The sequence below is a fragment of the Pseudoalteromonas sp. TP27 genome, assembly GCF_056470645.1.
In genome coordinates, this window is sequence record NZ_JARDAK010000002.1 from 339872 (window position 1) to 365300 (window position 25429).

25 protein-coding genes are annotated in these 25429 nt (G+C 39.0%); 16 read left to right on the forward strand and 9 right to left on the reverse strand.

Going from position 1 to position 25429, the window contains the following annotated elements; genetic code table 11:
• Positions 1 to 51 precede the first annotated feature (51 nt).
• Positions 52 to 801 carry a pyruvate dehydrogenase complex transcriptional repressor PdhR gene (gene pdhR / locus PX700_RS03825; protein WP_007586129.1) on the reverse strand — a complete coding sequence of 250 codons (750 nt, stop codon included), beginning with the start codon at positions 799 to 801 and terminating at the stop codon, positions 52 to 54.
• Positions 802 to 1670: 869 nt separating this feature from the next.
• On the opposite strand from pdhR, the gene PX700_RS03830 reads away from it, so the two are divergent.
• On the forward strand, positions 1671 to 2123 hold the full coding sequence (locus tag PX700_RS03830) for an REP-associated tyrosine transposase (RefSeq protein ID WP_415637453.1): 453 nt from the start codon (positions 1671 to 1673) through the stop codon (positions 2121 to 2123).
• 622 nt (positions 2124 to 2745) lie between these two features.
• On the opposite strand, the gene ampE is transcribed toward PX700_RS03830, so the two are convergent.
• Together ampE and ampD are read right to left on the reverse strand one after the other, a co-directional pair.
• Positions 2746 to 3597 carry a beta-lactamase regulator AmpE gene (gene ampE / locus PX700_RS03835; protein WP_165740943.1) on the reverse strand — a complete coding sequence of 284 codons (852 nt, stop codon included), beginning with the start codon at positions 3595 to 3597 and terminating at the stop codon, positions 2746 to 2748.
• Positions 3598 to 3610: 13 nt separating this feature from the next.
• Complete coding sequence (gene ampD / locus PX700_RS03840; protein WP_479519906.1) at positions 3611 to 4165, reverse strand: 1,6-anhydro-N-acetylmuramyl-L-alanine amidase AmpD; 555 nt, start codon at positions 4163 to 4165, stop codon at positions 3611 to 3613.
• Positions 4166 to 4398: 233 nt separating this feature from the next.
• On the opposite strand from ampD, the gene nadC reads away from it, so the two are divergent.
• The 8 genes from nadC to yacG all read left to right on the forward strand — a co-directional run bounded on the left by nadC (position 4399) and on the right by yacG (position 13320).
• Positions 4399 to 5250, forward strand: coding sequence for a carboxylating nicotinate-nucleotide diphosphorylase (gene nadC, locus PX700_RS03845; protein ID WP_479519907.1), 852 nt, complete (start codon positions 4399 to 4401; stop codon positions 5248 to 5250).
• 493 nt (positions 5251 to 5743) lie between these two features.
• Positions 5744 to 6190, forward strand: coding sequence for a pilin (locus tag PX700_RS03850; protein WP_479519908.1), 447 nt, complete (start codon positions 5744 to 5746; stop codon positions 6188 to 6190).
• 46 nt (positions 6191 to 6236) lie between these two features.
• The gene (locus PX700_RS03855) at positions 6237 to 7559 is read left to right on the forward strand and encodes an O-antigen ligase family protein (RefSeq protein ID WP_479519909.1); all 1323 of its coding nucleotides are present in this window, start codon (positions 6237 to 6239) and stop codon (positions 7557 to 7559) included.
• Between the two features lie 2 nt (positions 7560 to 7561).
• Complete coding sequence (locus PX700_RS03860) at positions 7562 to 8791, forward strand: type II secretion system F family protein (RefSeq protein ID WP_479519910.1); 1230 nt, start codon at positions 7562 to 7564, stop codon at positions 8789 to 8791.
• Positions 8792 to 9648: 857 nt separating this feature from the next.
• Positions 9649 to 10584, forward strand: a complete 936-nt coding sequence (locus PX700_RS03865; protein WP_479519911.1) for a prepilin peptidase — start codon at positions 9649 to 9651, stop codon at positions 10582 to 10584.
• Position 10585: 1 nt separating this feature from the next.
• Positions 10586 to 11227 (forward strand): dephospho-CoA kinase, encoded by a 642-nt coding sequence (gene coaE / locus PX700_RS03870; protein WP_415637447.1) that lies wholly within the window; start codon positions 10586 to 10588, stop codon positions 11225 to 11227.
• A 126-nt stretch (positions 11228 to 11353) separates the two neighbouring features.
• Positions 11354 to 13030, forward strand: a complete 1677-nt coding sequence (gene pilB, locus PX700_RS03875) for a type IV-A pilus assembly ATPase PilB (RefSeq protein ID WP_479519912.1) — start codon at positions 11354 to 11356, stop codon at positions 13028 to 13030.
• Between the two features lie 59 nt (positions 13031 to 13089).
• Positions 13090 to 13320, forward strand: coding sequence for a DNA gyrase inhibitor YacG (gene yacG, locus PX700_RS03880; protein ID WP_076925028.1), 231 nt, complete (start codon positions 13090 to 13092; stop codon positions 13318 to 13320).
• A 75-nt stretch (positions 13321 to 13395) separates the two neighbouring features.
• Here yacG and PX700_RS03885 read toward each other — a convergent pair whose 3' ends face one another.
• Positions 13396 to 13887: a Spy/CpxP family protein refolding chaperone gene (locus PX700_RS03885; protein ID WP_415637445.1), complete on the reverse strand. Its 492-nt coding sequence runs from the start codon at positions 13885 to 13887 to the stop codon at positions 13396 to 13398.
• A gap of 177 nt (positions 13888 to 14064) precedes the next feature.
• On the opposite strand from PX700_RS03885, the gene PX700_RS03890 reads away from it, so the two are divergent.
• From PX700_RS03890 to PX700_RS03900, 3 genes are read left to right on the forward strand one after another with little or no spacing between them, the layout of a single operon-like run.
• Entirely contained in the window at positions 14065 to 14754 is a 690-nt protein-coding gene (locus tag PX700_RS03890; RefSeq protein ID WP_166420937.1) for a response regulator, read from the forward strand.
• A complete protein-coding gene (locus tag PX700_RS03895; protein ID WP_479519913.1) occupies positions 14732 to 16147 on the forward strand; it encodes an ATP-binding protein in 1416 nt (471 codons plus the stop codon). Before PX700_RS03890 ends, PX700_RS03895 begins: the two co-directional genes overlap by 23 nt.
• Positions 16148 to 16150: 3 nt before the next feature.
• Positions 16151 to 17098 (forward strand): alpha/beta fold hydrolase, encoded by a 948-nt coding sequence (locus PX700_RS03900; RefSeq protein ID WP_479519914.1) that lies wholly within the window; start codon positions 16151 to 16153, stop codon positions 17096 to 17098.
• On the opposite strand, the gene PX700_RS03905 is transcribed toward PX700_RS03900, so the two are convergent.
• Positions 17058 to 17975, reverse strand: coding sequence for a cation diffusion facilitator family transporter (locus PX700_RS03905; protein ID WP_479519915.1), 918 nt, complete (start codon positions 17973 to 17975; stop codon positions 17058 to 17060). The two genes, PX700_RS03900 and PX700_RS03905, sit on opposite strands and share 41 nt — an antisense overlap.
• 109 nt (positions 17976 to 18084) lie before the next feature.
• Between PX700_RS03905 and trmL the strand changes: the two genes are divergently transcribed.
• On the forward strand, positions 18085 to 18549 hold the full coding sequence (trmL, locus tag PX700_RS03910; RefSeq protein WP_007582820.1) for a tRNA (uridine(34)/cytosine(34)/5-carboxymethylaminomethyluridine(34)-2'-O)-methyltransferase TrmL: 465 nt from the start codon (positions 18085 to 18087) through the stop codon (positions 18547 to 18549).
• Between the two features lie 70 nt (positions 18550 to 18619).
• Here trmL and gpsA read toward each other — a convergent pair whose 3' ends face one another.
• From gpsA to PX700_RS03930, 4 genes are read right to left on the reverse strand one after another with little or no spacing between them, the layout of a single operon-like run.
• Complete coding sequence (gene gpsA, locus PX700_RS03915) at positions 18620 to 19627, reverse strand: NAD(P)H-dependent glycerol-3-phosphate dehydrogenase (protein ID WP_479519916.1); 1008 nt, start codon at positions 19625 to 19627, stop codon at positions 18620 to 18622.
• 3 nt (positions 19628 to 19630) lie between these two features.
• The gene (secB, locus tag PX700_RS03920) at positions 19631 to 20116 is read right to left on the reverse strand and encodes a protein-export chaperone SecB (protein ID WP_166420933.1); all 486 of its coding nucleotides are present in this window, start codon (positions 20114 to 20116) and stop codon (positions 19631 to 19633) included.
• Between the two features lie 34 nt (positions 20117 to 20150).
• Complete coding sequence (grxC, locus tag PX700_RS03925) at positions 20151 to 20408, reverse strand: glutaredoxin 3 (RefSeq protein ID WP_415637442.1); 258 nt, start codon at positions 20406 to 20408, stop codon at positions 20151 to 20153.
• Positions 20409 to 20439: 31 nt separating this feature from the next.
• Positions 20440 to 20871, reverse strand: a complete 432-nt coding sequence (locus PX700_RS03930; protein WP_007376037.1) for a rhodanese-like domain-containing protein — start codon at positions 20869 to 20871, stop codon at positions 20440 to 20442.
• 545 nt (positions 20872 to 21416) lie between these two features.
• Between PX700_RS03930 and gpmM the strand changes: the two genes are divergently transcribed.
• The 3 genes from gpmM to PX700_RS03945 are packed head-to-tail and all read left to right on the forward strand — an operon-like array spanning position 21417 to position 25405.
• On the forward strand, positions 21417 to 22961 hold the full coding sequence (gene gpmM / locus PX700_RS03935) for a 2,3-bisphosphoglycerate-independent phosphoglycerate mutase (RefSeq protein WP_479519917.1): 1545 nt from the start codon (positions 21417 to 21419) through the stop codon (positions 22959 to 22961).
• Between the two features lie 3 nt (positions 22962 to 22964).
• Positions 22965 to 24104: a murein hydrolase activator EnvC family protein gene (locus PX700_RS03940; RefSeq protein WP_479519918.1), complete on the forward strand. Its 1140-nt coding sequence runs from the start codon at positions 22965 to 22967 to the stop codon at positions 24102 to 24104.
• Positions 24105 to 24139: 35 nt separating this feature from the next.
• The gene (locus tag PX700_RS03945) at positions 24140 to 25405 is read left to right on the forward strand and encodes a S41 family peptidase (protein WP_479519919.1); all 1266 of its coding nucleotides are present in this window, start codon (positions 24140 to 24142) and stop codon (positions 25403 to 25405) included.
• The last annotated feature ends 24 nt before the right edge of the window (positions 25406 to 25429 follow it).

Genomic DNA, 25429 nt, shown 5'->3' on the forward strand with positions numbered 1-25429 from the left:
TTTAATATCACAGCTACTTAATTTGTGTGTTCAAAGTAGTTATGTACTAACTTAATTTTGTTTAGTGCGTCTTAAACTACGTTCAATTCGCGAATGTTCTTTGCCTGCTTCAAGTAGTGCTTCTTCTATAAATGCTAAGTGCGCATTACTTGCTAAACGGGCTTGTTCTGGATTACCGTCAATAACGGCATCCATTAATAAACGCCTATGCTGGGCTAACTGACTGCTAATATCTGACTTTTTTAATAAAACAGTTAAATTTTGCAATACATTTTGCTCAAGCAGCGCTTTCATACCTCTAACTAAATGCAGTAAAACCACATTATGCGAGGCTTCTGCCACGCTAAAGTGAAATGCATTAATTGCTTTTGCTTTTTGCTGTAAATCATCATTAACTAGGGCAATTTTATCAAAGCTTTCTTTCACTTTGCTAAAATCGTTACTGGTCCCGCGCAGTGCCGCGTAGTAAGCAGCAATCCCTTCTAATGCATGACGAAATTCAAGTAAATCAAACTGCGACTCAGGGTGTTTACTAATCAAATCAAAAAGTGGATCAGTAAGCCCTTCTTCGAGCTGATTTTTTACAAACGTGCCGCCACCTTGGCGACGAGTAACTAAACCTTTTGCTTCTAATTTTTGAATTGCCTCACGCAGTGACGGGCGAGACACTTCAAATTGCTTTGCTAGTTCACGCTCTGGTGGCAACTTTTCACCTGGTGCTAACGAGCCTTCAAGAATCATGTTCTCAAGTTGCTGTAAAATAACATCAGATAACTTTGCCGCTTTAATCTTTAAAGACATGAATCAACGTCCGCGTTGTATAAATACCAAGAGCCCACAAAACGGGGCTTTAAGCAGTATGATTTACCCAAAAGGTAAATTGGTCATACCAAAAATTTTCAATAAGGTATCAAAAACCCTAATAGCTGTCAATTTACAGTCTACTTATACGGGTAACGTAGCGTAACGCATTTTGAACGAAGATTAAACAAAGCACAATTTGCAAAAATAATTACAAAGTTAATGAGATGAAAACAAATGGTCTGACCAGAAAAATAGAGTGTTAACTCTAGTTGAATTTATTAAAGAAATTAACATCAGGATAAAAGTAAACCACAATACGCGATATAAAATCGCGATTACGCAAATACCGTAGCAGCGGGTTTACCCCGCGACTCTTATGCGAGCAATCAACTAAATATAAAACACAATGCGCGATATAAAATCGCGACTACGCAAAGATCGTAGCAGCGGGTTTACCCCGCGACTCTTATGCGAGCAACCAACTAAATATAAAACACAATGTGCGATATGAAATCGCGACTACGCAAATATCGTAGCAGCGGGTTTACCCCGCGACCATTAGTCAAGCAATCAACTAAACATAAAATACAATGCGCGATATGAAATCGCGACTACGCAAATATCGTAGCAGCGGGTTTACCCCGCGACCATTAGTCAAGCAATCAACTAAACATAAAATACAATACGCGATATAAAATCGCGACTACGTAAATACCGTAGCAGCGGGTTTACCCCACGATTATTTACCAACCAATTACCTACACATAAAACACAATACGCGATATAAAATCGCGACTACGCAAATTTATAGAAATTGCATATGCTTTAAATTCGTGGGTCTGTGATTGCTAAAATACGAGTATGTTATGCATCGTTCATATTTATTACGAAAGGGAAGAGTATCAAAAGCAAACCACTATTATGCTATTACACTAGTTTGTCATGAGCGAAACAACCTATTCACAAGCTTAATAATTAATAGAGCTATTATCAATGAAATGAGGGGATTAGAAAGAGAGCAACTGATTAAATCAAATACTTTCGTGATAATGCCAAACCATATTCATTGGTTATTACAATTATCTGATAGCGCAACATTAAGTGAGGTAATTAGAAGCTTCAAAGGACGCTCAGCCACAGTGTATAGACAATTTGGCAGGCAAAAGCTTTGGCAAAAAGGGTTTTATGATCACTTAATAAGAAATACCGAAGATTTAAATAGCTGTGCTAGGTACATAGTAGCAAACCCTTTACGTGCAAATTTAATAGAAAACATTGCAGACTACCCATATTGGGACAGTATTTACCTAGACTCGTAGCAGCGGGTTTACCCCGCGACCATTAGCCGAGCAATCAACTACACATAAAACATAATGCGCGATATAAAATCGCGACTACGCAAATACCGTAGCAGCGGGTTTACCCCGCGACTCTTATGCGAGCAATCAACTAAATATAAAACACAATGCGCGATATAAAATCGCGACTACGCAAATATCGTAGCAGCGGGTTTACCCCACGACTCTTATGCGAGCAATTAACTAAATATAAAATACACGCGCGATATAAAATCGCGACTACGCAAATACCGTAGCAGCGGGTTTACCCCGCGACTCTTATGCGAGCAATCAACTAAACATAAAACACAATGCGCGATATAAAATCGCGACTACGCAAATACCGTAGCAGCGGGTTTACCCCGCGACTCTTATGCGAGCAATCAACTAAATATAAAACACATGCGCGATATAAAATCGCGACTACGCAAATACCGTAGCAGCGGGTTTACCCCGCGACCATTAGCCAAGCAATCAACTAAACATAAACACATGCGCGATATAAAATCGCGACTACGCAATATCGTAGCAGCGGGTTTACCCCGCGACCATTAGCCAAGCAATCAACTAAACATCAAACACAATGCGCAATATAAAATCGCGACTACGATAGCCCGCCAAATAATGTCAGCAACGCTATAAGTACTAAGTAAAAAAGCACATTACGCTTAACCAGCTTAATCATACACGTGGCTTCGTAGGTACAGCCGTAATAACGCTTTTCAACTTGCTCTGCAGCAAGTGCAGTACATGTTACTACTTCGCGATTTGGAGATTTAAAGTTAAGTACGTAACGTAACCAACAGCTCGTGCCTTTATTAAAGTTACCTATTACTAAATAACCAAAGCTTGTAATACGCGCAGGTAACCAATCGAGCCAAAATAGGAGTTTATGTATAAGTTTAAAACGCTTAGCAAATATTACTTTATGATCTTCTCGTACTAAATCAGCTAAAGTACGTACCAGTGCATATAAAACCGCACCTGGTGCGCCTAAAACAACAAACCAAAAAATAACCGCACAGTAAAATCTAAAGTTTACCCATGCCAATGTTTGCCCAAAGGTTTCGCCATTTTCTTCGCCTTCAGTACGTTTTTGTCCTATTTGCAATGCATATAATGACGCAGCAGTACCATCATCTCGCGTTAATGCATTTAAGTACGACTTATACAAAGCACGCTGCTTAGCACAACCAAAGCAAACCAAAAGCACCGCAATATTAATGCCCAACTGCCACAAAACAAAATCAGATAAACAATAAATTAGTGCCATAGCTATTACCGGGAGTAGTAGCCAAATTAAAAAGCCCGGTGCAGAGCTAAATAAGCCCTTATCACCAAGTAATTTATTAGAGCGATTTAAATAACCATTTGCGTAATAACTTATCTGCCAGTAATTAGACCGAGCCCCTAAGCGCTCCAGTATTAATGCAATTATTATAGAAACTAAAATCATGGGAATAACTCTCTTAACTTAGTTGTTCAAGCATATTAAAAAACAATGGCCAATTAAAGCTACTGCCAGGATCAGTTTTACGCCCTGGGGCAATATCGCAATGCCCCACAATACGCGAAGGGGTAATTTTTGGGTAGCGTTGCATTATAGATTTACTAAGTGTAGTTAATGTTTTGTACTGCGCTAAAGAATATGGTGTGGTGTCGGTACCTTCAAGCTCAATGCCAATACTAAAGTCATTACAAGCAGGCACGCCCTCAAACTCAGATTGCCCAGCATGCCAAGCACGCTTTTCAAAAGGTACATATTGTATAACCTCACCGGTGCGCTTTACAAAGCAATGGGCCGATACACGTAACCCCTTTAAGTCGCTAAAGCTCGGGTGTGCGCTACAATCGACATTCCCCATAAATAACTCATCAACGAAAGGCGTTCCAAACTGCCCGGCTGGCAAAGATATATTATGAATTACCAATAAAGAAATTTCAGCCTCAACAGGGCGCTCATCAAAATGCGAACAAGGCCGCTGCGTTACAGCACTTAAAACGCCACTTAAATCTATTTTCATGATACGTTTATTATATAAATACCAAGATATACATAGCGCTGATGCTAAAGGATTTATTAAAAAAATGATAGTAACAAGCGAAGTATAAAGCCTCTCCTACAAATAATTTAGCCCAACGCGTAGGTGCTAATTTACTTTGCGCTTATATTTAGATTGGCGAAAAGGCAATCGCTTCTCTTTCTTTTATAAACATAGTAAAATTTGTTTAATTTATTAACGCTTATGAGCATTCTATGTCTATTTCGCACTCCCTTATTACTCAGCTTGTTACTCTTGCACTTGACGAAGATTTAAATTATCAAACCGCGCAAGAAGGTGATATTACTGCGCAACTAATCCCACAAAACGAGCAAGCAAGCGCCAAAGTAATCACTCGAGAAGACTGTATTTTTTGCGGAAAAGACATCATCCTTGAAGTATTTGAACAAGTAGACCCAAGTGTTGAAGTTAATGTACTCATAAATGATGGCGACTCAGTTAAAGCAAACAGCACATTATTTACCGCTATTGGCTCGGCTCGTTCAATATTAACCGCCGAACGTACTGCACTTAACTTTGTGCAAACTTTATCAGGCACTGCAACTACTACAGCACATTATGTAAAAGAGTTAAGTGGTACAACAACGCAACTACTTGATACACGTAAAACAATCCCCGGTCTGCGCGCATTACAAAAATACGCAGTAAAATGTGGTGGTGGTGCAAACCATCGTATTGGGCTGTTTGACGCCTTTTTAATTAAAGAGAATCACATAGCGGCTTGTGGCACAATAAACAAAGCAGTAGCTCAAGCTAAACAAAACCATCCAAACAAACCTGTCGAAGTAGAAGTAGAATCACTCCCAGAACTTAAGCAAGCTATTGATGCCGGCGCCGATATAATAATGCTCGACAACTTTAGTGTAGAGCAAATTAAACAAGCTGTGGTTTTGACCAATAAACGTGCAAAATTAGAAGTTTCGGGCAACATGACTCTAGAAACACTCAAAACCTATTCACAAGCAGGCGTCGATTTTATATCGAGCGGGGCGCTAACAAAAAATTTACAATCAATCGATTTATCGATGCGTTTTGAGAAGCTTTAAAACAAAAAAACACCAATTAACACCCGCAATTGATTGACATATGGAATAAAAAAGCATTAAATAACCCGAAAGACTTAGTTTTAACATTTTATTAAACAAAAATTGCTTTTTTTAAAAAGGTAGGTGCTAAATACTAAAATAAAATGGTAAACTAATTATGTTGTACTATCTTATTTTAAACGCTAGTCATAAATAACTAGAGCTTTAGTTTATCTTTAGTTTTTAAAAAATAAATTTAAAAACTAAAACAACTAAATTACCTACTTTATGCCTATACTATTTATTGCTACAACGTGTGGTGCTTTTAGTAAACTTTTATAGTTAGCACTAAATATAATGAATTCATGCCTAGCTTTTGTGTTTCATACTCTAAAGCTAAAGCGCAATAAAATTAATTTTAAGTAAAAATGTAAAGTTAATCGGTTAAATTAAGTTAAGCACTTTGCTACTTAAATGATTCAACTTACAAAATCTATCCTTTAGGAGAGGAAACATGAAAACAATGACTCAAAAACAACAGGGTTTCACCCTAATTGAATTAATGATTGTAGTAGCAATCATCGGTATTTTAGCCGCAGTAGCACTACCTGCGTATCAAGATTACACGACTCGAGCAAAAATGAGTGAAGTTATAACATTTGCAGGGTCGGCAAAAACTGCTGTTAGTGAATGCATAATTTCGACTGGTGCAACTACTGATTGTGGAACTAATGCAAAAGTAGGCCTAGATACGAATATTTCATCAACCTATGTTGAATCAGTAACTGTTAGTGCAGGTGGTGAGATAACAGCCGGAATCAAAGATACCTCAGTTAGCGACTTGGATTTAGGAACCTTAAAGTTCACACCAACAGCAACTACTGGTAGTGTTAGCTGGGTATGTACAATTAGCTCAAGTGCTTTAAACAAGTACGTACCGCAAAACTGCCGTGCAAGCTAATTAAAAAATTAAAGAAGCTCTTTTTATAAAGAGAGCTTCTTATATTATGAATATTATTAAACAACACTTTCCCCCATCAACACTGTCTCTATTCTTAATCCTTTGCTTGACCCCATTTATTGATGAATATTTGCTTGGTTTATATAATGAGAAAAGGGTTTTTCAATCAGCCTTACTTATTTTATGTGCTTTACTTTATTTTAAACCACTTGATTTAGAAAAAAGAGCAAAGCTATTATTATTTTTAATCTTTTCACTTGGTTTTATTAGCTCAATTTTAGGTAACAACTTACTAAACTCAGGGCTAAATTACCTACACAGCATAATGTTGATAGGCCTTGTTTTTTTAGGTTACAAAATAAAAGATAATAATTCTATTTTATTTTATACAATACTATTTTCTAACATATTTATTTTATCTTTTTCGTTATTAAATTATTGTTTTTTTATATTTTCAGATGATAAACCATCTCCAGATGGTGTTCTGCATGGCTTCTATAACATTCGATTTTTTAACCAGTTTCAGGTTCTGAGTGTCCCTTTTGTTATTTATTTTATTTCACACCCAAAGCTGCAAAGAATCGCCAGAATAGCCCTGACTTTAAATTTCTTTTTATTACTTTTCAGCAGTGCACGGGGGGCTTCTGCAGCACTTTTCATCGCACTGTTAATTTATTGCTATTTCACGAATAGAAATATGATAAAAGAAATACTTTTTTGTCTATTAGTTGCTGTTTTATTTTTTTCAATTCACTATGCTTACCTTAGCTCTTACTACTCAGCTGAATATATATTAAGAACTGGCAGCTCAAAAAGATATGAGTTATGGCTAGAAGTCATTAGTAATATAAATTTTAAAACACTACTTATTGGTAATGGCCCTGGAGGATATGAATCTGAGACTTTCAACTTTAGTCACCCTCACAATAGCATCCTTCAAATACTGAATAGCTGGGGAGGAATTGTTTTATCTATTTTAGTTTTTTTTATATATAAGTTAATTCATCATTCACTGGCTTTTATTAAAAAAAACAAATATAAAAATGAGTTTTTAATTTACTTCACTTCATTTATAGGTTTATTAATTTACTCATCGGTAAGTGGTGTGATAGTTATGCCTATACCACAAACTTTTTTGTTTGTTTTAGTTGGGGTTTTACTAAGGCACTTAGGCTATAATTTATTAAAAAAGAAAGGCAACACTCATAAAAAAATAGCACTCACTATCATATTGATACTTTCTTTATGCTACACAGTACTGGTTACGCTAAGCTACAACTGCTTATCCCCAAAGCCATACGGCCCAAGCTTTTGGTCAAATGGACAGCTATCTTTTGCAAATTGTAAGCTTACTTACTCCGAGGATTAATAATGGCAAAGAAACCAGATAAAAAAGGGCTTGATACCTTTGAGTGGATAGGTGTAAGTGCACGAGGTAAACGCCTCGAAGGTGAGCTTACCGGTAATAGTATTGCATTAGTTAAAGCTCAACTTCGAAAGCAAGGTATTACGCCTTCAAAAGTAAAGCGTAAAGCAAAACCATTATTTGGCATTCAAAGTGTTCAAAAAATAACCCCAAAAGATATTGCGCTTGTAACTCGCCAAATTGCAACTATGTTGATGGCGGGCGTACCATTAATCCAATCAATCGAAATGATTGGTTCAGGATCTACTAACAAAAGTGTTGCCAAGTTGATGATGACTATTGGTGATGAAGTTAAAGCTGGGCAGACCTTATCTTCATCACTTAGAAAGCACCCTCGTTACTTCGATGATTTATATTGCGACTTAGTAGCATCGGGCGAGCAATCGGGTGCGCTTGATAAAATATTTGATCGTGTCGCTATTTATAAAGAAAAATCTGAAGCACTCAAATCAAAAATTAAAAAGGCAATGTTTTATCCAATTGCAGTTTTAGTTGTAGCTTTAATTGTTACCTCTATCCTTTTAATATTTGTAGTACCTCAGTTTCAAGATATTTTTGCTGGCTTTGGTGCAGAACTTCCCGCTTTCACCTTATTTGTAATAGGTATATCGGAATTTATGCAGGAGTATTGGTGGGTTGCATTAATTACTGTAGTTGCTAGTGGTTGGATATTCAAAGAAGCAAAATTAAGAAGCTTAAGACTCAGAGATGCTACAGACAGGGCTATACTTAAACTCCCTGTTATTGGCATGATTTTAAATAAAGCGGCCGTTGCTCGTTATGCACGAACTCTTTCGACCACGTTTGCCGCCGGTGTGCCGCTTGTTGATGCACTTGATTCTGCTGCAGGCGCTTCAGGTAATGCTGTTTATCGTTATGCTATTTTAGATATAAAAGCAGAGGTTAGCTCTGGTAATCAAATGAACTGGGCAATGCGTAACTCAAAAATATTCCCTGATATGGTAATACAAATGGTCGCAATTGGTGAGGAGTCTGGCTCACTAGATGGCATGCTTGAAAAGGTAGCCAACATTTACGAGCAAGAAGTGGATGATGCTGTAGATGGTCTTTCAAGCTTGCTTGAGCCACTTATTATGGCCGTACTAGGTGTACTTGTTGGTGGTTTAATTATCGCAATGTATTTACCTATTTTCCAATTAGGTTCTGTAATTTAATACCATTGAGAAAAATATAAACACCTATTTAAAAACACACGTAGTCGCGATTTTACATCGCGCTGTTAATTACGATTTTAAATCGCGCCATAATGGTAACAATCTCGCAGTAACCGTCGCGGGATAAACCCGCTGCTACGGTGCCATGGCATAAACCGCGTAGTCGCGATTTTATATCGCGTTTTTAATTACGATTTTACATCGCGCAGTAATTGTAACAATCTCGCAGTAACAGTCGCGGGATAAACCCGCTGCTACGTTACCGTGGCATAAACCGCGTAGTCGCGATTTTATATCGCGCTGTTAATTACGATTTTACATCGCGCAGCAATAGTAACAATCTCGCAGTAACAGTCGCGGGGTAAACCCGCTGCTACGCTACCGTGGCATAAACCACGTAGTCGCGATTTTACATCGCGCTGTTAATTACGATTTTATATCGCGCAGTAATTGTAACAATCTTGCAGTAACCGTCGCGGGGTAAACCCGCTGCTACGTTACCGTGGCATAAACCGCGTAGTCGCGATTTTATATCGCGATTTTATATCGCGTTTTTAATTACGATTTTATATCGCGCAGTAATTGTAACCGTCGCGGGGTAAACCCGCTGCTACTGTGACGTGGCATAAACCGCGTAGTCGCGTTTTTAATTACGATTTTACATCGCGCAATAATGGTAACAATCTCGCAGTAACAGTCGCGGGGTAAACCCGCTGCTACGGTGCCGTGGCATTAACCACGTAGTCGCGATTTTACATCGCGCTGTTAATTACGATTTTATATCGCGTTTTTAATTACGATTTTACATCGCGCTGTTAATTGGTATTATTAAAAAACTTTAGTTTTTAGGTAAACAAATGCAAAGTATTATTGAAGTGATGCAAAGCCAGTTGTGGTTTTATTTAACCACTATTGGCTTAATTAGTTTATGTATTGGTAGCTTTTTAAATGTGGTTATCTATCGTTTACCATTAATGATGCAGCGCGAGTGGCAAAGTGAATGCCGTATATTGCTAGATGACGAGCTTAAAAAAAACAACTCGAACTCGGATAGCTCTAAACCAGGTAACTCGAAGCCTGATAGTTCTAACTCAAACATCAATGAGCCTTTTAACTTAGTAAAACCCAACTCTACCTGCCCTAAATGTGAAACTGCCATTAAGCCTTGGCAAAATATTCCTATTATTAGTTGGTTAATACTTAAAGGTAAATGTGCAAGTTGCAGTAACCCTATTTCTGCTCGCTACCCTGCTGTAGAGCTAATTACTGCCGTATTAAGTTTAATTGTTGCCTATGGCTTTGGTGCAACCGAGCAAGCTTTATTATATATTTTTGTAACGTGGATTTTAGTCGCGCTGACCTTTATTGATATTGATCACATGTTACTGCCAGACCAACTTACATTACCGCTTGTATGGCTTGCACTTATTGCCTCTGTAATGGGTTACACAATTACACCAACCGATGCCATTATTGGCGCGGCTTGCGGTTATTTAAGCTTATGGAGTGTGTTTTGGTTATTTAAGTTATTAACCGGTAAAGAAGGCATGGGTTATGGCGATTTTAAACTACTCGCTGTATTTGGTGCTTTGCTTGGCTGGCAGTCATTACTCACTATTATTCTGCTTTCGAGCGTAGTAGGTGCCATTATAGGTATTGCACTGTTGAGCATACAAGGTAAAGACAAAGCGACCCCTATCCCTTTTGGGCCTTATTTAGCAATAGCGGGCTGGATTGCAATGCTTTGGGGTAACCAAATTCAAGGCGCTTACTTTAATTTAATTGGTTATTAAAATGAGTGAGCAAATTACTAAAGTAAACAGCTGGGTATTAGGTTTAACTGGCGGTATTGGCTGTGGAAAAACAGCCGTTAGTAATATGTTTGAAGAGCTTGGTATTACAATAGTTGATGCCGATATAATTGCGCGTCAAGTAGTAGAGCCAAATAGCAAAGGGCTTAAAGCGATTGCCCAACACTTTGGTGAGCATATTTTATTGCCTGATGGCACATTAAATAGAGCAGAGCTTCGCGCAAAAATATTTACTAACAACAATGACAAAGAATGGCTTAATGCGTTACTGCACCCTCTGATTCGCGCAAGAATACTAAACGATTTAAATAATGCAACTAGCCCTTATGTTGTTTTAGTCGCGCCTTTATTGTTTGAGAATAATCTTGATAAGTATTGCGACCATACCTTACTTATTGACGTGCCAACCTCTGTACAAATAGCGCGTACAGCAAAACGTGACAACACAAGTAGTGAGCAAGTTAAAAGTATTATTGCCTCACAAATGTCACGAGCCAATAAACAGCAAAAAGCGGATGATATTTTAAATAATGACCGCAGTTTAGACTTAGTGCATATAGAACTTGTTGATCTTCATAAAAAGTATCTACAATATGCATTACACAACAAAACTAACTCACATTAACACTGTCCTAACTCACACAAACTCGTATTTTAGTTAGTAAAATCACAACAAAGAATGAAAGGTGATGTAATCCCCTTCTTTTTTCTGATAAATTGCTTACTATTGAAGGAATAAAACAGGTGCGCAATGAATATTAACTCACCGTTATTGAGAAAATTTATAACCCTTGGCCGCATTGATGCCGACACGGTTAAAAACAAACAAAATGAATTTGCCTCAACAGCTGAGCTTATTTCTAAATGTGGAAAAATCGATAGTAATGATTTAGCTGAACAATGTATCGATTTGTTTCGCGTACCCTATTTTGATTTAAAAGATTTTGATCCTACAAAAATCCCGGCCGATCTTGTAAAAGAAAAACTTATTCGCAAGCATCACATTTTGCCGCTTGTTCAAAAAGATCGAAAAGTTTATATAGCAGCATCCGATCCTACAGATTACGGCGCATTCGAAAATTTTGAGTTTAGTACTGGTCTCTCATGCGAAGTTGTTGTTGTTGATTATGTTCAACTCGATGCCAAAATTGAGCAATTACTAGATGCCACTGGCAGCCTAAATTTAACTGATGACGAGTTTCAGGAATTTGCTGATTTAGATACAGAAAGCCAAAGAGATACAGCCCAGCAAGATGACGATAAAGATGATGCACCTATCATCGTTTACATCAATAAAATTTTAATGGATGCCATTAAAAAAGGCGCCTCTGATTTACACTTTGAACCGTATGAGCACAAGTACCGTATTCGCTTTCGAATTGATGGTATTTTGCATGAAGTGGCAAGCCCACCTAATACATTAGCGACCAAGCTTTCTGCGCGTATTAAGGTTATGTCACGACTCGATATTGCCGAAAAACGCAAACCACAAGATGGTCGTATAAAACTAAAAATTACTGAACGCAAAAGTATCGACTTTCGTGTAAGTACTATGCCTACCTTGTGGGGCGAAAAAATAGTAATGCGTATCCTTGATTCATCAAGCGCTATGTTAGGTATTGATGTATTAGGTTACGAGCCTGAGCAGAAAAAGCTCTATATGGATGCGCTTGCCCAGCCTCAAGGGATGATATTGGTAACAGGGCCAACGGGGTCTGGTAAAACGGTATCGCTATACACAGGTTTAAATATATTAAACCAGCCAGAGCGAAATATTAGTACTGCGGAAGATCCGGTTGAGATTAACCTTGAAGGTGTAAACCAAGTACAAATTAATATTAAAGCCGATATGACTTTTGCCAACGCACTGCGTGCATTTTTACGTCAAGATCCTGATGTAGTTATGGTAGGTGAAATACGTGACCTTGAGACCGCAGAAATATCAATAAAAGCGGCGCAAACAGGTCACTTGGTTTTATCAACATTGCATACAAACTCAGCGCCGGAAACAATCACCCGTTTATTAAATATGGGTGTGCCAGCTTATAACGTAGCAAGTTCGATCAGCTTAATTATAGCCCAGCGTTTAGCACGTCGTTTGTGCCCTAAATGTAAAACGCCAGAACAACTGCCGAGCGAAGAACTAGCTCGCCAAGGATTCAGTACAAAGCAAATTGAAGAAATGACATTGTATACGCCTAAAGGGTGCGATAGCTGTACCGATGGTTATAAAGGCCGAGTGGGTATTTACGAAGTAATGCAAATTACCCCTGAAATTGCCCAAATTATTATGCGCGGTGGTAACTCGCTTGAAATAGCTGACGTATCTCTTAAAGCCGGGTTTAATAATTTACGCCTATCGGGTTTACGCAAAGCCGCCGATGGTTTAACGTCACTCGCTGAAATAAACCGTGTCACTAATATGTAAGTATATGGCTCTGGGCTATTGTTCTTGGAGCTATAAAGAAAAATTGTAGAGAGTAAATTATGCCTACTGTTGTAAACTGCCCGACCTGTAAAACTAAAGTTGAATGGTCAGAGCAAAGCCCATTTCGCCCTTTTTGCTCAAAGCGCTGTCAGCTAATTGATTTAGGTGAATGGTCGTTTGAAAATAATAAAATTTCTGCGCCAATCACCTCAGCTGAAGAGTTTAGCCAAGACATGATTGAAGATATTGAAGCTATGCTGGCTAAAAATGAAGATGACTTTTTTAAGTAATTTATCTTCATTATGCCCTAAAAGCAAAAACCAGCATGTAGCTGGTTTTTTAGTGTTTAACCTATAATTAAACGATTAGTCTTTTTGCTTACGCTGTTTCTTTTTGCCCATGCGTTTTTGCATTTTAGCAAATTTCTCTTTTTGCTCCGCATTAAGTACTTGCATTACTTGGTGCTGAGTTTTAAGTTTAATTAAACCGAATTGCTCACCTTTTTCATGGCGTTCGTTTAACAATTCTTTTGCTGCATTTTCGTCAAATGTTGCCGCCGAAAGTAATGTATCCATTTTTGCTTTATGCGCTTCACGCATCGCTTTACGGGCTTCTTTATTGTCGCCACGTAATGCTTTCATTTGTGTTTTTTGCGCTTCAAAAATAGCCTTTAGCTTAGTTTGCTGCTCATCTGTTAGGTTTAATTTTTCAACGCCGCGATCAGAAAGTAAAAAACGAGCTTGAGAATGGCCTTGCTTATGCCCGTCGCCTTTAGCTAATACGCTACCAGCACCAAGCGTTGCTGTTGCTAAGCCACAGATAAGTACTAATTTTGAAAGTGTGTTTAATTTAGTCATAATCATTACCTTAATATTGAATTGGTTGGTTGAGCGATTGTGGCTGCTAAGCCAGTGAGTTAACTATACCTAACTCAACGCAAAGTAACGCAAAGCAGTGTAAAGGTTGTGTAAAGATTCACCTTTGCACTATTTAGCGGGTAAAATAACGCTATAAACAACTCTAAGGGTTTGTAAATGAAACTATTAATGATTGATGACGATACGGGCCTTTGTGAGCTATTAAGTGAATATTTAACTGCCCAAGGCTTTGAAATACAAAGCGTACACGACGGTGAGCAAGGTCTTAAACTAGCACAAGCGAACGATTACGCACTTATACTGCTAGATGTAATGCTACCAACGCTAGATGGCTTTGAAGTACTTAAACAGCTTAGGCAAACAAAACTCACCCCTGTAATAATGCTTACAGCGAAAGGTGAAGACTTTGACCGTATTTTTGGCCTAGAGCTCGGCGCTGACGATTATATTCCAAAGCCTTTTAATCATCGTGAATTACTAGCCCGCGTTAAAGCAATAACACGCCGTATAGAACACATTAATAGTTTAAATGCTGCTGCAACGAGTAAGTTACTCGTTAATGGTATTACCGTTAACCTAGCTGCGCGAGAGGCCTCAATAGACGGCTCTACATTAACCCTTACTGGTACAGAGTACGAAATACTCACGCTATTGTGTAAAAATGCAGGTGAAGTGGTTAGTAAAGAGCAAATTAGTGAAGAAGTACTAGGTAGGCGTTTAGCTTCTTTTGATCGCTCTATCGATATGCATGTAAGTAATATCCGCAAAAAAATAGCAGAGCATATTCCAGGTGAGCGAATTAAAACAATGAGAGGTACGGGCTATGTCTTTATCCAAGGCGAATAAAAGCAATTACTTTACTTGGTTAAAACACCCTGGGCACTACCTGTTTTTTAAAATATTTATTTGGTTTTGGTTAACTATAATCGGCACCGTTGCAGCGCTTATATTTTTAAGTAACATTACCGCTATTAACGCGGTAACTAACGAGCCGCTTTATGGCCCTATGAAAAAAAACCTAATATATACCGCCAAAAGTATTGAGCGGACTGCTATTAAACATAAGCGCAGCCTAAGCGATGTATTAGTACACCCCCGTAGATCAAAGCGTAAACTTTTATATTTAAGCGCAGCTCAAAGCGAGGACTCTCTTAGTAGTAAAGAGGTGCCAGAGAGCATCGATTTAAGTTTATTAAATTTCACGCAAAATATGTCACCGCAAATTATTTTCACTGAAAAATATCAAGCCTTCGGCCCTGTTAATATAAACGTGCCTGAAGGGAGTTTTTATCTTTATGAAATAGATATTAACCATCAACCGCCGCTGATAATGCGCTTTAAGCTTATGCCTAATTGGATGAAAATAGTCATCGCAATTGTTGCATCTCTCATTTTAAGCTTTGTATTTAGCCGTAACTTAATAGCCCCTATAAATAGCCTTAAAAAAGCGGCAATTAAACTATCAGCGGGTAACCTAAGCGCAAGAGCCGATATTTCTGTAAACCGAAAAGATGAGCTAGGAATACTAGGGCGAGATTTTAACAGCATGGCTAATCAGTTAGAGCTTTTAATTAGCTCGCAAAAGCGCTTGTTAGCCGACATATCGCATGAGTTACGATCGCCTCTTACACGTTTAAAAATGGCTACCGGCCTTGCACAAATGCAAGCTAACGATGCCAGCCAATCGTATTTATTACGCATAGAAAAAGAAGCAAATCAGCTTGATAAAATGATTGCCGACGTGCTGCAAGTGTCTCGCTTAGAGGCCAAAAGCCAAGCGCTTTCACTGCAAAAACAATCATTACAAATAATTGTAGATCACGTTATTAACGATGCGCAGTTTGAAGCAAAGCAAAATAATAAGCAGCTAAATATAGTGGGCGCTGTAGACGTAAACATTAATTGCGACGAAAGCCTTATTGCCAGTGCGCTTGAAAACCTACTTCGCAACGCTATAAAATACGCAAATAATACGATTAGCATTACTCTAAAGCATACTGATGCCATTTATATAGAAATATGTGATGATGGCTGTGGTGTGCCAAATGAGCAACTAAGCAAGCTTTGCGAACCCTTTTTTAGGCAGTCTGATGCGCGCGACCGCGTAAGTGGTGGCACGGGTTTAGGGCTCGCTATTGCTAAAAATGCTATTACTGCGCATGGCGGTGAATTAGTGTTATCTAATAAAACAGAGGGTGGACTTTGTGCTAATATCACGCTGCCATTAATAAAAGAGTAAAGCATGTTTTATAGTAGTGAGCGTGAGCTTAAAAGTAACCAAATAAAAATTAATAACTTTTATAAAAAGACGCTAATTAAAGCTTATTTAGATACGCCTAACGGGCAATTATTTTATGCTTACGCCATACCTGATAAAGCCAAAAATGCCATTGTAATAAGCTCTGGGCGCCTTGAGGGGTTAGATAAATATAAAGAGTTGTTATGGGAGCTGTATAACAATAATTTTGCCATATTCATAGCTGATCACCAAGGACAAGGCCGCTCTTATCGCCACCTACTAAATAAGCACAAAGGCCATGTTAATCAATTTAAAGATTACAGCGCAGACCTAAACTTATTTAATACACAAATAGTGGATACTTATTGGCAGGGTAAAAAAGTATTAGTGAGTCATTCAATGGGCGGCGCTATTGCATTTGATTACCTTGCGCATTTTGAACACAATTTTAGTGGCGCGTTTTTATCAGCGCCTATGCTTGATATTTATACAAAAAACACACCAAAACCTTTAGCTAAATTAATAGCCAGTACCGCTATCCTTCTGGGTCAAAAAGACAACTACGCGCTAGGGCAAACCGATTATATACCTGATGAGTTTGCTACAAATGTATTAACCAGCAGTCCAGTGCGTTACGAGCTATTTAGGCAAACATATAAAGAAGAGCCATTACTACAGCTCGGCGGTGTTACTTACGGCTGGCTAAATGCGACATTTGCATTTATAACTTCGATGGATAGCTTAAGCGTGACTATTCCACTTTATATTGCCAGTGCGCAAAACGACGAAGTAGTCGATAACAATGCCCAATATAAATTAGCAAACAGACACGCAAATACAGTACTTAAAAGCTTTGAAGGCGCTAAACACGAGCTGTTTTTTGAACGTGATGAAATACGCCAGCCATTGCTTAAAAGTTTGTATCAGTTTTGTGAGTCGGTGACGGCTTAGTAAGTACCGACAAAGGGTCGAGGTGGATCAGTATATCTACCTCAGATTCAAAACGTTCTTTAAGCATTGACTCCACTTCATCAGCTACGTTATGAGCACGTATTAAACTTAAATGATCATCAAGCTCTAAGTGCATTTGGATAAACTTAACTTTTCCGCCTTGGCGAGTACGAATATCATGTACACCGTGTACATCTGCATGGGCTCTGGCTATATCAAATATGCTTTGCTTTTCATCATCTGGCAGTTCTTTATCCATTAAATGATCGGCACTATCGCGAGCTATATCCCAGCTGTTATAAAGTAAGTAACCCGCTACACCTATCGCAAAAACCGGATCGGCATACAACACACCATAATAAGCTAACAAAATAGCTAATAGCACAGCGGCATTTAATATTAAGTCGCCTTTGTAATGTACTGAGTCGGCTTTTATAGCAATTGAATCGGTATACTTAACCACCTTGTTTTGTACAAATACAATGACCAACGTACACGCAATAGCAAAAATACTTACCCATACACCTAATAAAGAATGGCTTAACTGTATAGGATTAAATAAACGCTCAATACCATGAAAAGCAAGTAGGCAACCTGAGCCTGCAATAAACGCGGCTTGTCCAAGCCCTGCAAGTGCTTCGGCTTTACCGTGTCCAAACCGGTGATCGTCATCTGCTGGGCGCAGTGCATAACCTAAAACTAAAAAGCTCATAGCAGTGGCTGTTATATCCATTAACGAATCCGTTAACGAGCCAAGCATTGAGGCCGAACCCGAAGCAAGCCACGCCCATGTTTTTGCGCCAATCATTAAACTAACCATTACCATGGTAACAATGCTGGAAGTTTTAACCCAAAATTCGTAGCTACGGTTATGCACGTTTTAATCCGATAATTAGGAGTACTCAATAGTGTGAGTATATCATTTTTTTGAAGGGTTTCGTGTATACTGAAAATCGTTAAACTACAGATTATTTAAAAGGCTCACTATGCTGGATATTGTTTTATACCAACCTGAAATACCGCCTAACACTGGTAATATTATTCGCCTATGTGCCAATACCGGCTATGCATTACATTTAATTGAGCCGCTAGGTTTTGAGTGGGACGATAAGCGCGTGAAACGTGCAGGACTTGATTATCATGAATTTAGTCATGTTCAACGCCATGCCTCATTTGAAGATTACCTTGAAAAATGTAAACCTAAAAAAATATATGCATGTACAACTAAAGGTAGTCAGTTTCACCATGAAGCAAGTTACGAAGCGGGAGACTGCTTAGTATTTGGCCCAGAGACTCGCGGCCTGCCTGATGATATGATCCAAGCATTACCAAAAGAGCAGCGTGTGCGCATTCCTATGCAAGCCAATAGCCGCAGCATGAACTTATCAAACGCAGTAGCCGTGTTTGTTTACGAGTCGTGGCGCCAGTTGGGTTTTCCTAACGCGCAATAAACACCTTGTACCAAATAACAAAAAACCGACATAACGTCGGTTTTTTAGTTTTAGTATACTTTGTATAAATTTATTCAGAACGCTGCTCTCGGCCTAATAGCGCCATTGCTGCTTCTTTCATATCTTTATTTTCATAAAGCACTTTATAAATTTGCTCAGTAATCGGCATTTCTACACCGCTACGCTGCGCTAATAAATACACTTCTTTGGTATTTCTAAAGCCTTCAACTACTTGGCCAATTGACTCAATTGCAGCATCGACGCTTTCGCCTTTACCCAGCGCTAAACCAAATCGACGATTACGAGATTGGTTGTCGGTACAGGTGAGTATTAAATCACCAAGACCCGCCATTCCCATAAAGGTTTCTGGTTTTGCGCCCAAAGCACAGCCTAAACGAGTAAGCTCTGCAAGGCCTCGGGTTATAAGCGCAGTACGCGCATTAGCACCAAAACCAACACCGTCCGAAATACCGGCACCAATGGCAATTACATTCTTAACCGCGCCACCAAGCTGTATACCAATAAAATCATCATTGTTATAAACACGGAATGAGCGACCACAATGAAGTAAATCAGCGAGCTGCTGAGCAAACTCTGGTGACGTAGAAGACACTGAAATAGCTGTAGGTGAACCCATCGCCATTTCTTTTGCAAATGTAGGGCCCGAAAGTACCGCAAGCGGAATATCATCACCCAATTCTTGCAAAGCCACTTCTTGTAACAAACGTCCAGTATTTGGCTCAAGACCTTTAGTGGCCCAGGCAACTTTAGCACCCTTTTGTAATGCTGGTTTAATTTGCGCAAGCGTATCGCCAAATGCATGGCTTGGCACAACAACAAGTACAATAGCGCTGCTAGCAACGGCATTTAGTAAGTTAGCTTCAAGAGTAAGAGTGTCTGGGAAAGGAGCATCAGGTAAGTAACGTTGATTTTTCCGCTCAGCTGCAAGCGTGGCAACGTCGTCGCTATTTCTTCCCCAAAGTGTCACGTTGTGACCATTTCGGGCTAAACAAATAGCAAGGGCGGTGCCGTAAGACCCCGCCCCTAATACAGTAACAGCTGTAGTTGCTGTACTCATAGGTTATGCGTCTGCTGTAACCTGGTCAGCTTGCGCAGTACGTTGTTGCATGTATTGTGCAAACAGTGCGTCAAAGTTAACTGGCGCAAGGTTAAGCTGTGGAAAAGTACCACGGTTAACAAGATTTGAAACAGCTTCACGTGCATATGGGAACAACACGTTAGGACAAAATGCACCTAGCATGTGCGCAAGTTGCACTTCTTCAACTTCAGCAATAGTAAAAATACCTGCTTGTTGAATTTCACATAAGAACGCAGTTTCTTCACCAAGAGAAGCAGTTACAGTTAGTGCTAAAACAACTTCAAATACACCTTCGTCTAGTTTGTTAGAGCGTGTATCTAGGTCTAGCTTAACTTCTGGCGTCCATTCTTTTTGAAAAATGGCCGGAGAGTTTGGCGTTTCAAACGATACATCTTTAGTGTAAATACGTTGAATAGTAAATTGTGCACCGGCTTCTGCAGCGGCTACGTTTTGATTTTCTTCGTTCATTGTTATTCCTAATTTGTTCGTTATTATAATTAAATTAAGCGTTTAACTTAGCGTCAAGTTTACCTTGCGCTTCAATAGCCATCATCTCGTCGCAGCCACCGATATGTTCATCATTAATAAAGATTTGCGGTACTGTGCTTGCGCCACCGGCTTTAGCAATCATTTCAGCACGTAGCTCTGGTTGTACACCAATATCATAATTAGTGTATTCAACGCCTTTGCTATTTAAAAGCGAAAGAGCACGCTGACAAAATGGACAATACGCCTTGGTGTATAAAACAACATTACTCATAATAAATCCTCTATCGGCCTAGCTAAACGGATTAGCGACCTGTTGTAGTTGGTAAGCTGGCAGATTGCCACGCACCCATGCCACCTGCCAATAAGTAAACTCGTTCAAAACCAGCTTTACTCATAGCGGCTGCAGTACCTTGGGCAGTCATACCTGTAGTACATACAACTATAATGGGTTTAGTCTTGTACTTTTCAAGGCTTGAAAAGTCAGATTTTTTCGCATTCTCTGGGCTTAAGTGCTCAGCGCCAGAAATACGCCCTGCATTAAACTCTTTTTGCGCGCGTATATCGATTACTTGGCCGTCATCACGGTTTATAAGTAACGTAAGCTGCTGAGGATTTATTTGACGAACAGCTGAAAACTTACTTTTTATCCAGCCACTAACAATAAGGAAAACAATACCAACCCAAGCAAGGCTTAAAATGGGATGATTTGTAATAAATTCAATATATTGATCCATTCTACTTCCACTATGAAATTATGTTTTAAACCTAGGGCATGTTGGCCTTTGTGGATTGAAATTTGTTCAATCTAGGGGCGATTAAATCGCGGCGCGAGATTTGTAACCTAGTGGGCTAAGTAAAAACCGAGCAACAAAGAGGTAATAGTCCCTAGAAAGAACCCAACGGGCAGCGCATGTTTGGTATTTATGCTACGTTATCGCCTATTTATGGGGAGTAACCACACTTCATAGGCTCTGCCTTGCCTAAAAACCAAACATACTGCTGTAAATTCAACCACCAAAGTGCAACACGCCCTAATATTTTAAGGATTTTGTACTTTAGCCACGCAAGTATACCCAAACCAACCTAAAATGCGAGTTTAGGAGTACTTAGAAGCGTTTAAAAAACGATAAAGCCCCCCATATATAAAGTAATTGAAAAAAATTAATATCTTGTTTTCAATGCTGATCCTAGCTTAAAAACACGGTATGCTAAAACCACGCTAATAAACCTTTTTAGGTGCACAGTATCCATCAACAGATACTAATTTTCAGGAGCTATTATGACAGAGCATAAAAAACCACTGGTATTAATGATTTTAGACGGTTGGGGATACCGCGAAGATACGCAGAGCAATGCCATTCTTGCAGCTAACACACCGGTATTAGACAATTTATGGGCAACACGCCCTCACACATTAATATCAGCTTCGGGTTTAGATGTGGGTCTTCCTGATGGCCAAATGGGTAACTCTGAAGTTGGCCATGTAAACTTAGGTGCTGGTCGCATTGTTTATCAAGATTTTACTCGTATCACCAAAGCAATTAACGATGGCGAATTTGATTCAACACCAGCCTTAGTTGAAAACATAGATAAAGCAGTAAAAGCAGGCAAAGCCGTTCACATAATGGGACTTTTAAGCCCAGGTGGCGTACATAGTCATGAAGATCATATTGTGGCAAGCATTGAACTTGCAGCAAAACGTGGCGCTAAAGAAGTTTACTTTCATGGCTTTTTAGATGGCCGCGACACACCTCCACGTAGCGCTAAAGCATCAATCGAACGTATTGAAGCATTGTTTAGCGAACTTAAATGCGGTCGTTTAGCATCACTTATTGGCCGTTACTACGCAATGGACAGAGACAACCGCTGGAACAGAGTAGAAAAAGCTTACAATGTAATAGCGCTAGCCGAAGGCGACTTTAATTTTAATAACGCCATAGAGGCACTTAATGCAGCATACGAGCGCGACGAAAACGATGAGTTCGTAGCTGCTACAACTATTACACCAACAGGTGCAGAGCCAGCCGTAATTAACGATGGCGACACTCTAATTTTTGCCAACTTTAGAGCAGATAGAGCCCGCGAAATTACTCGCGCTTTTGTTGAGCCTGATTTTGATGGATTCGCAAGAAAAAGAACACCAAAGCTTAGCGCATTTGTAATGATGACAGAGTACGCAGCTGATATAGATGCACCTATTGCCTTTGGTTCAACACCGTTAGTAAATGTACTTGGTGAGTGGTTTGAAAAAAATAACAAAACACAGCTTCGTATTTCAGAAACCGAAAAATACGCACACGTTACATTTTTCTTTAGTGGCGGGCGCGAAAGCGAATTTGAAGGCGAAACACGCGAACTAATTCCTTCGCCGCAAGTTGCAACTTACGACTTACAACCTGAAATGAACTCAGAAATGTTAACCGACAAGTTAGTAGAAGCAATTAAAAGTGGAAAATACGATGCTATTATTTGTAACTATCCTAATGGCGACATGGTAGGTCACTCTGGCGTGTTTGACGCTGCAGTTAAAGCCTGTGAAGCGGTAGATAGCTGTATTGGCCGCGTTGTTGATGCACTTGAAGAGTTTGGTGGTGAAGCACTAATAACAGCTGATCATGGTAATGCAGAGCAAATGGCAGACCTTAAAACAGGCCAAGCCCATACAGCTCACACTAGCGAACCGGTACATTTTATTTATGTGGGTCGCGATGCAGAACCAATGCAAGGTAAAGCATTAAGCGATGTAGCCCCTACCATGCTTCATTTAATGGGCATGGAGCAGCCAAACGAAATGACTGGTACGCCTATCATGATGTTGAAATAACATATGAATAGACGTATTAACCGGTTAATTAAGTGCGGTTTAATACTCACTTCATTAGTGACTGCATCTGCAGTTGCTAATGAAGATCGTACTAAAAAAGACTTATCAGAAGTTCAAAATGCACTTGAGCAAAGCCAAGCTGAATATAACGCGCAAAGAAAAAAAATAGCTAAACTCCAAAAAAACCTTAAAAGTCATGAACTCGATATAGCTAAAAATGCTAAAGCACTTAACATGGCAGAGCAATCAGTAAAAGAAACAAAAACACAGCAAAAGCAGTTACAAAATAAAGCCTACGAGCTCGATAAAAAGCATACTCAGTTTCAAAAAGTCTTAGCCGCGCAACTCAAAAGTGCCTATATGGCGGGTGGCGACGACTATTCTAAAATGCTGTTAAACCAAGAAGACACCGCAAAATTTGAGCGCACACTAAGTTATTACAACTACTTAAATAAAGCCCGTATTGAACAAATTGAAGATCTAAAAAACCTTCAACAACAAATAGTACAAAACCAAGAAGAACTTGTTAAAACTCAAGAAAAGCTAGAGCTTTTGTATAATGAGCAAAAAAGGCGCCAAACTGCATTGCTTAATGCACAAAGTGAACGCCAGGCTAATCTTAAAAACTTACAAGCTCAGCTCAACAGCACCAAAAGCTCAATAAATTATTTAAAAGAAAACCAACAAACGTTAGTAACAACGATTGAAGAACTCGAAAAAGAAAAAACACAAAAAATTGAATTACTCGGCCTAAATAAAAGCAAGGGCAAATTAGACTGGCCGAGCAAAGGCAAGTTAGAGCACACATTCGGCCAACGTAAACATGGTGGTATTGATTGGAAAGGCGTATTAATTGGTGCAAAAGAAGGCACTAATATTAATAGCGTCCATAACGGTCAAGTTGTATTTGCCGATTGGCTAAAAGGTTATGGTTGGGTAATTGTTGTAGATCATGGTGAAGGTTTTATGAGCCTATATGGCCACGCTCAAACACTACTAAGAGATGTAGGCGATATGGTACGTGAAGGTGAAACGTTAGCCCTAGTTGGCCAAAGCGGCGGACAAGCTACTTCTGGTCTATACTTTGAAATACGCCACAAAGGACGCGCAGTAAATCCTGTAAAATGGTGCAGACGCATTTAATTGAATAAACCGCTGCACCGCATTAGGAGCAGCTGATGACAACTAAAAAAAACGTAATAAATACCATCAATCAAAAAAATACAGGCTTATATATAAGCCTGTATTTACTTGTATTACTAATCTTAATCACCTTTACTAGCAGTGTATTAGCAAGCTCGATTAAAGACCTTAAAAGACAACAAATCGACGAAATACTCTTTAATATTCACGCCTACTACGTTGAAGATCTCACCTTACAAAATAGCCACCACATTAAATATAATAACCAACAGTTTGAGCGCTTATATTCAAAGCTCGATTCTTACTCTAAGTACTTAAATGAACACGAATTAACCTCATTATTTGATAACACAAACGGGCGCTATACAGGCATTGGTATTGAGGTTAAAAATATCGATAAATATATGACTATTGTTAATGTGGTTGATAATTCTCCCGCAAAAGCAGCGGGTATTCTGCCAGGCGATATTATTGTAAGTGTAAACAACCACACAGCTCAAAACCGTACAATAGATGAAGTAGCAACATTAATACGAGAAAGTAAATTTGCGAATATAGACCTAATTATAAATCGCGGAAACAATAAAAATGCAATTACGCTTAATGTTGCACGCCGCCAAATAAACCTCGAAAGCGTAACAAGCGAACTGTTAGATTTTGGTACGGGTTATATAGCTATTAATAGCTTTTCTAACCACACCTTACATGAGGTTGCTCTGCAAGTGGCAGCTTTACAAAGCCACTTTGGTTACCCACTTAAAGGCTTAGTCATTGATTTACGCGACAACCCTGGCGGTACATTACAAAGTGCAGTAGCGGTATCAGATCTATTTTTACAAAGCGGCACTATAGTGACGACCAAAGGACGCTTTTACGATGCAAACCAAGCTTTTTACGCTAAACGTGGCGACATTCTAAAAAATGCCCCCATTGTTGTACTTATAAACGAAAATTCAGCCTCTGCAGCAGAAATACTAGCCGCAGCCCTTAAAGATAATAAACGGGCAACCGTTGTTGGCAGGCAATCTTTTGGGAAAGGATCGGTGCAATCGCTAATCCCACTCGGTGATGGCAATACTGCATTAAAGCTCACTACTGCTAAATATTTTACGCCGCTAGGAAAGTCGATTGATGGGATAGGAATAACCCCTGATGTGGCTGTTAATCAAACAACCCTTTCACAAAGTAATAAAGCCGTTATAATAAAAAATGAACACGCTAACAGTAACGCGCAATTACTCACGAGTAACTTAGCCGATTTACAGTTAGGTAAAGCAAAACAATTACTCAGCATGCAATAGCTTGTATAAGCTGTATAAATAAAG

Coding starts and splice junctions, on each gene's coding strand:
- pdhR (WP_007586129.1), bottom strand. CDS start 801: ATGTCTTTAAAGATTAAAGCGGCAAAGTTATCTGATGTTATTTTACAG.
- PX700_RS03830 (WP_415637453.1), top strand. CDS start 1,671: ATGCATCGTTCATATTTATTACGAAAGGGAAGAGTATCAAAAGCAAAC.
- ampE (WP_165740943.1), bottom strand. CDS start 3,597: ATGATTTTAGTTTCTATAATAATTGCATTAATACTGGAGCGCTTAGGG.
- ampD (WP_479519906.1), bottom strand. CDS start 4,165: ATGAAAATAGATTTAAGTGGCGTTTTAAGTGCTGTAACGCAGCGGCCT.
- nadC (WP_479519907.1), top strand. CDS start 4,399: ATGTCTATTTCGCACTCCCTTATTACTCAGCTTGTTACTCTTGCACTT.
- PX700_RS03850 (WP_479519908.1), top strand. CDS start 5,744: ATGAAAACAATGACTCAAAAACAACAGGGTTTCACCCTAATTGAATTA.
- PX700_RS03855 (WP_479519909.1), top strand. CDS start 6,237: ATGAATATTATTAAACAACACTTTCCCCCATCAACACTGTCTCTATTC.
- PX700_RS03860 (WP_479519910.1), top strand. CDS start 7,562: ATGGCAAAGAAACCAGATAAAAAAGGGCTTGATACCTTTGAGTGGATA.
- PX700_RS03865 (WP_479519911.1), top strand. CDS start 9,649: ATGCAAAGTATTATTGAAGTGATGCAAAGCCAGTTGTGGTTTTATTTA.
- coaE (WP_415637447.1), top strand. CDS start 10,586: ATGAGTGAGCAAATTACTAAAGTAAACAGCTGGGTATTAGGTTTAACT.
- pilB (WP_479519912.1), top strand. CDS start 11,354: ATGAATATTAACTCACCGTTATTGAGAAAATTTATAACCCTTGGCCGC.
- yacG (WP_076925028.1), top strand. CDS start 13,090: ATGCCTACTGTTGTAAACTGCCCGACCTGTAAAACTAAAGTTGAATGG.
- PX700_RS03885 (WP_415637445.1), bottom strand. CDS start 13,887: ATGACTAAATTAAACACACTTTCAAAATTAGTACTTATCTGTGGCTTA.
- PX700_RS03890 (WP_166420937.1), top strand. CDS start 14,065: ATGAAACTATTAATGATTGATGACGATACGGGCCTTTGTGAGCTATTA.
- PX700_RS03895 (WP_479519913.1), top strand. CDS start 14,732: ATGTCTTTATCCAAGGCGAATAAAAGCAATTACTTTACTTGGTTAAAA.
- PX700_RS03900 (WP_479519914.1), top strand. CDS start 16,151: ATGTTTTATAGTAGTGAGCGTGAGCTTAAAAGTAACCAAATAAAAATT.
- trmL (WP_007582820.1), top strand. CDS start 18,085: ATGCTGGATATTGTTTTATACCAACCTGAAATACCGCCTAACACTGGT.
- gpsA (WP_479519916.1), bottom strand. CDS start 19,627: ATGAGTACAGCAACTACAGCTGTTACTGTATTAGGGGCGGGGTCTTAC.
- secB (WP_166420933.1), bottom strand. CDS start 20,116: ATGAACGAAGAAAATCAAAACGTAGCCGCTGCAGAAGCCGGTGCACAA.
- grxC (WP_415637442.1), bottom strand. CDS start 20,408: ATGAGTAATGTTGTTTTATACACCAAGGCGTATTGTCCATTTTGTCAG.
- PX700_RS03930 (WP_007376037.1), bottom strand. CDS start 20,871: ATGGATCAATATATTGAATTTATTACAAATCATCCCATTTTAAGCCTT.
- gpmM (WP_479519917.1), top strand. CDS start 21,417: ATGACAGAGCATAAAAAACCACTGGTATTAATGATTTTAGACGGTTGG.
- PX700_RS03940 (WP_479519918.1), top strand. CDS start 22,965: ATGAATAGACGTATTAACCGGTTAATTAAGTGCGGTTTAATACTCACT.
- PX700_RS03945 (WP_479519919.1), top strand. CDS start 24,140: ATGACAACTAAAAAAAACGTAATAAATACCATCAATCAAAAAAATACA.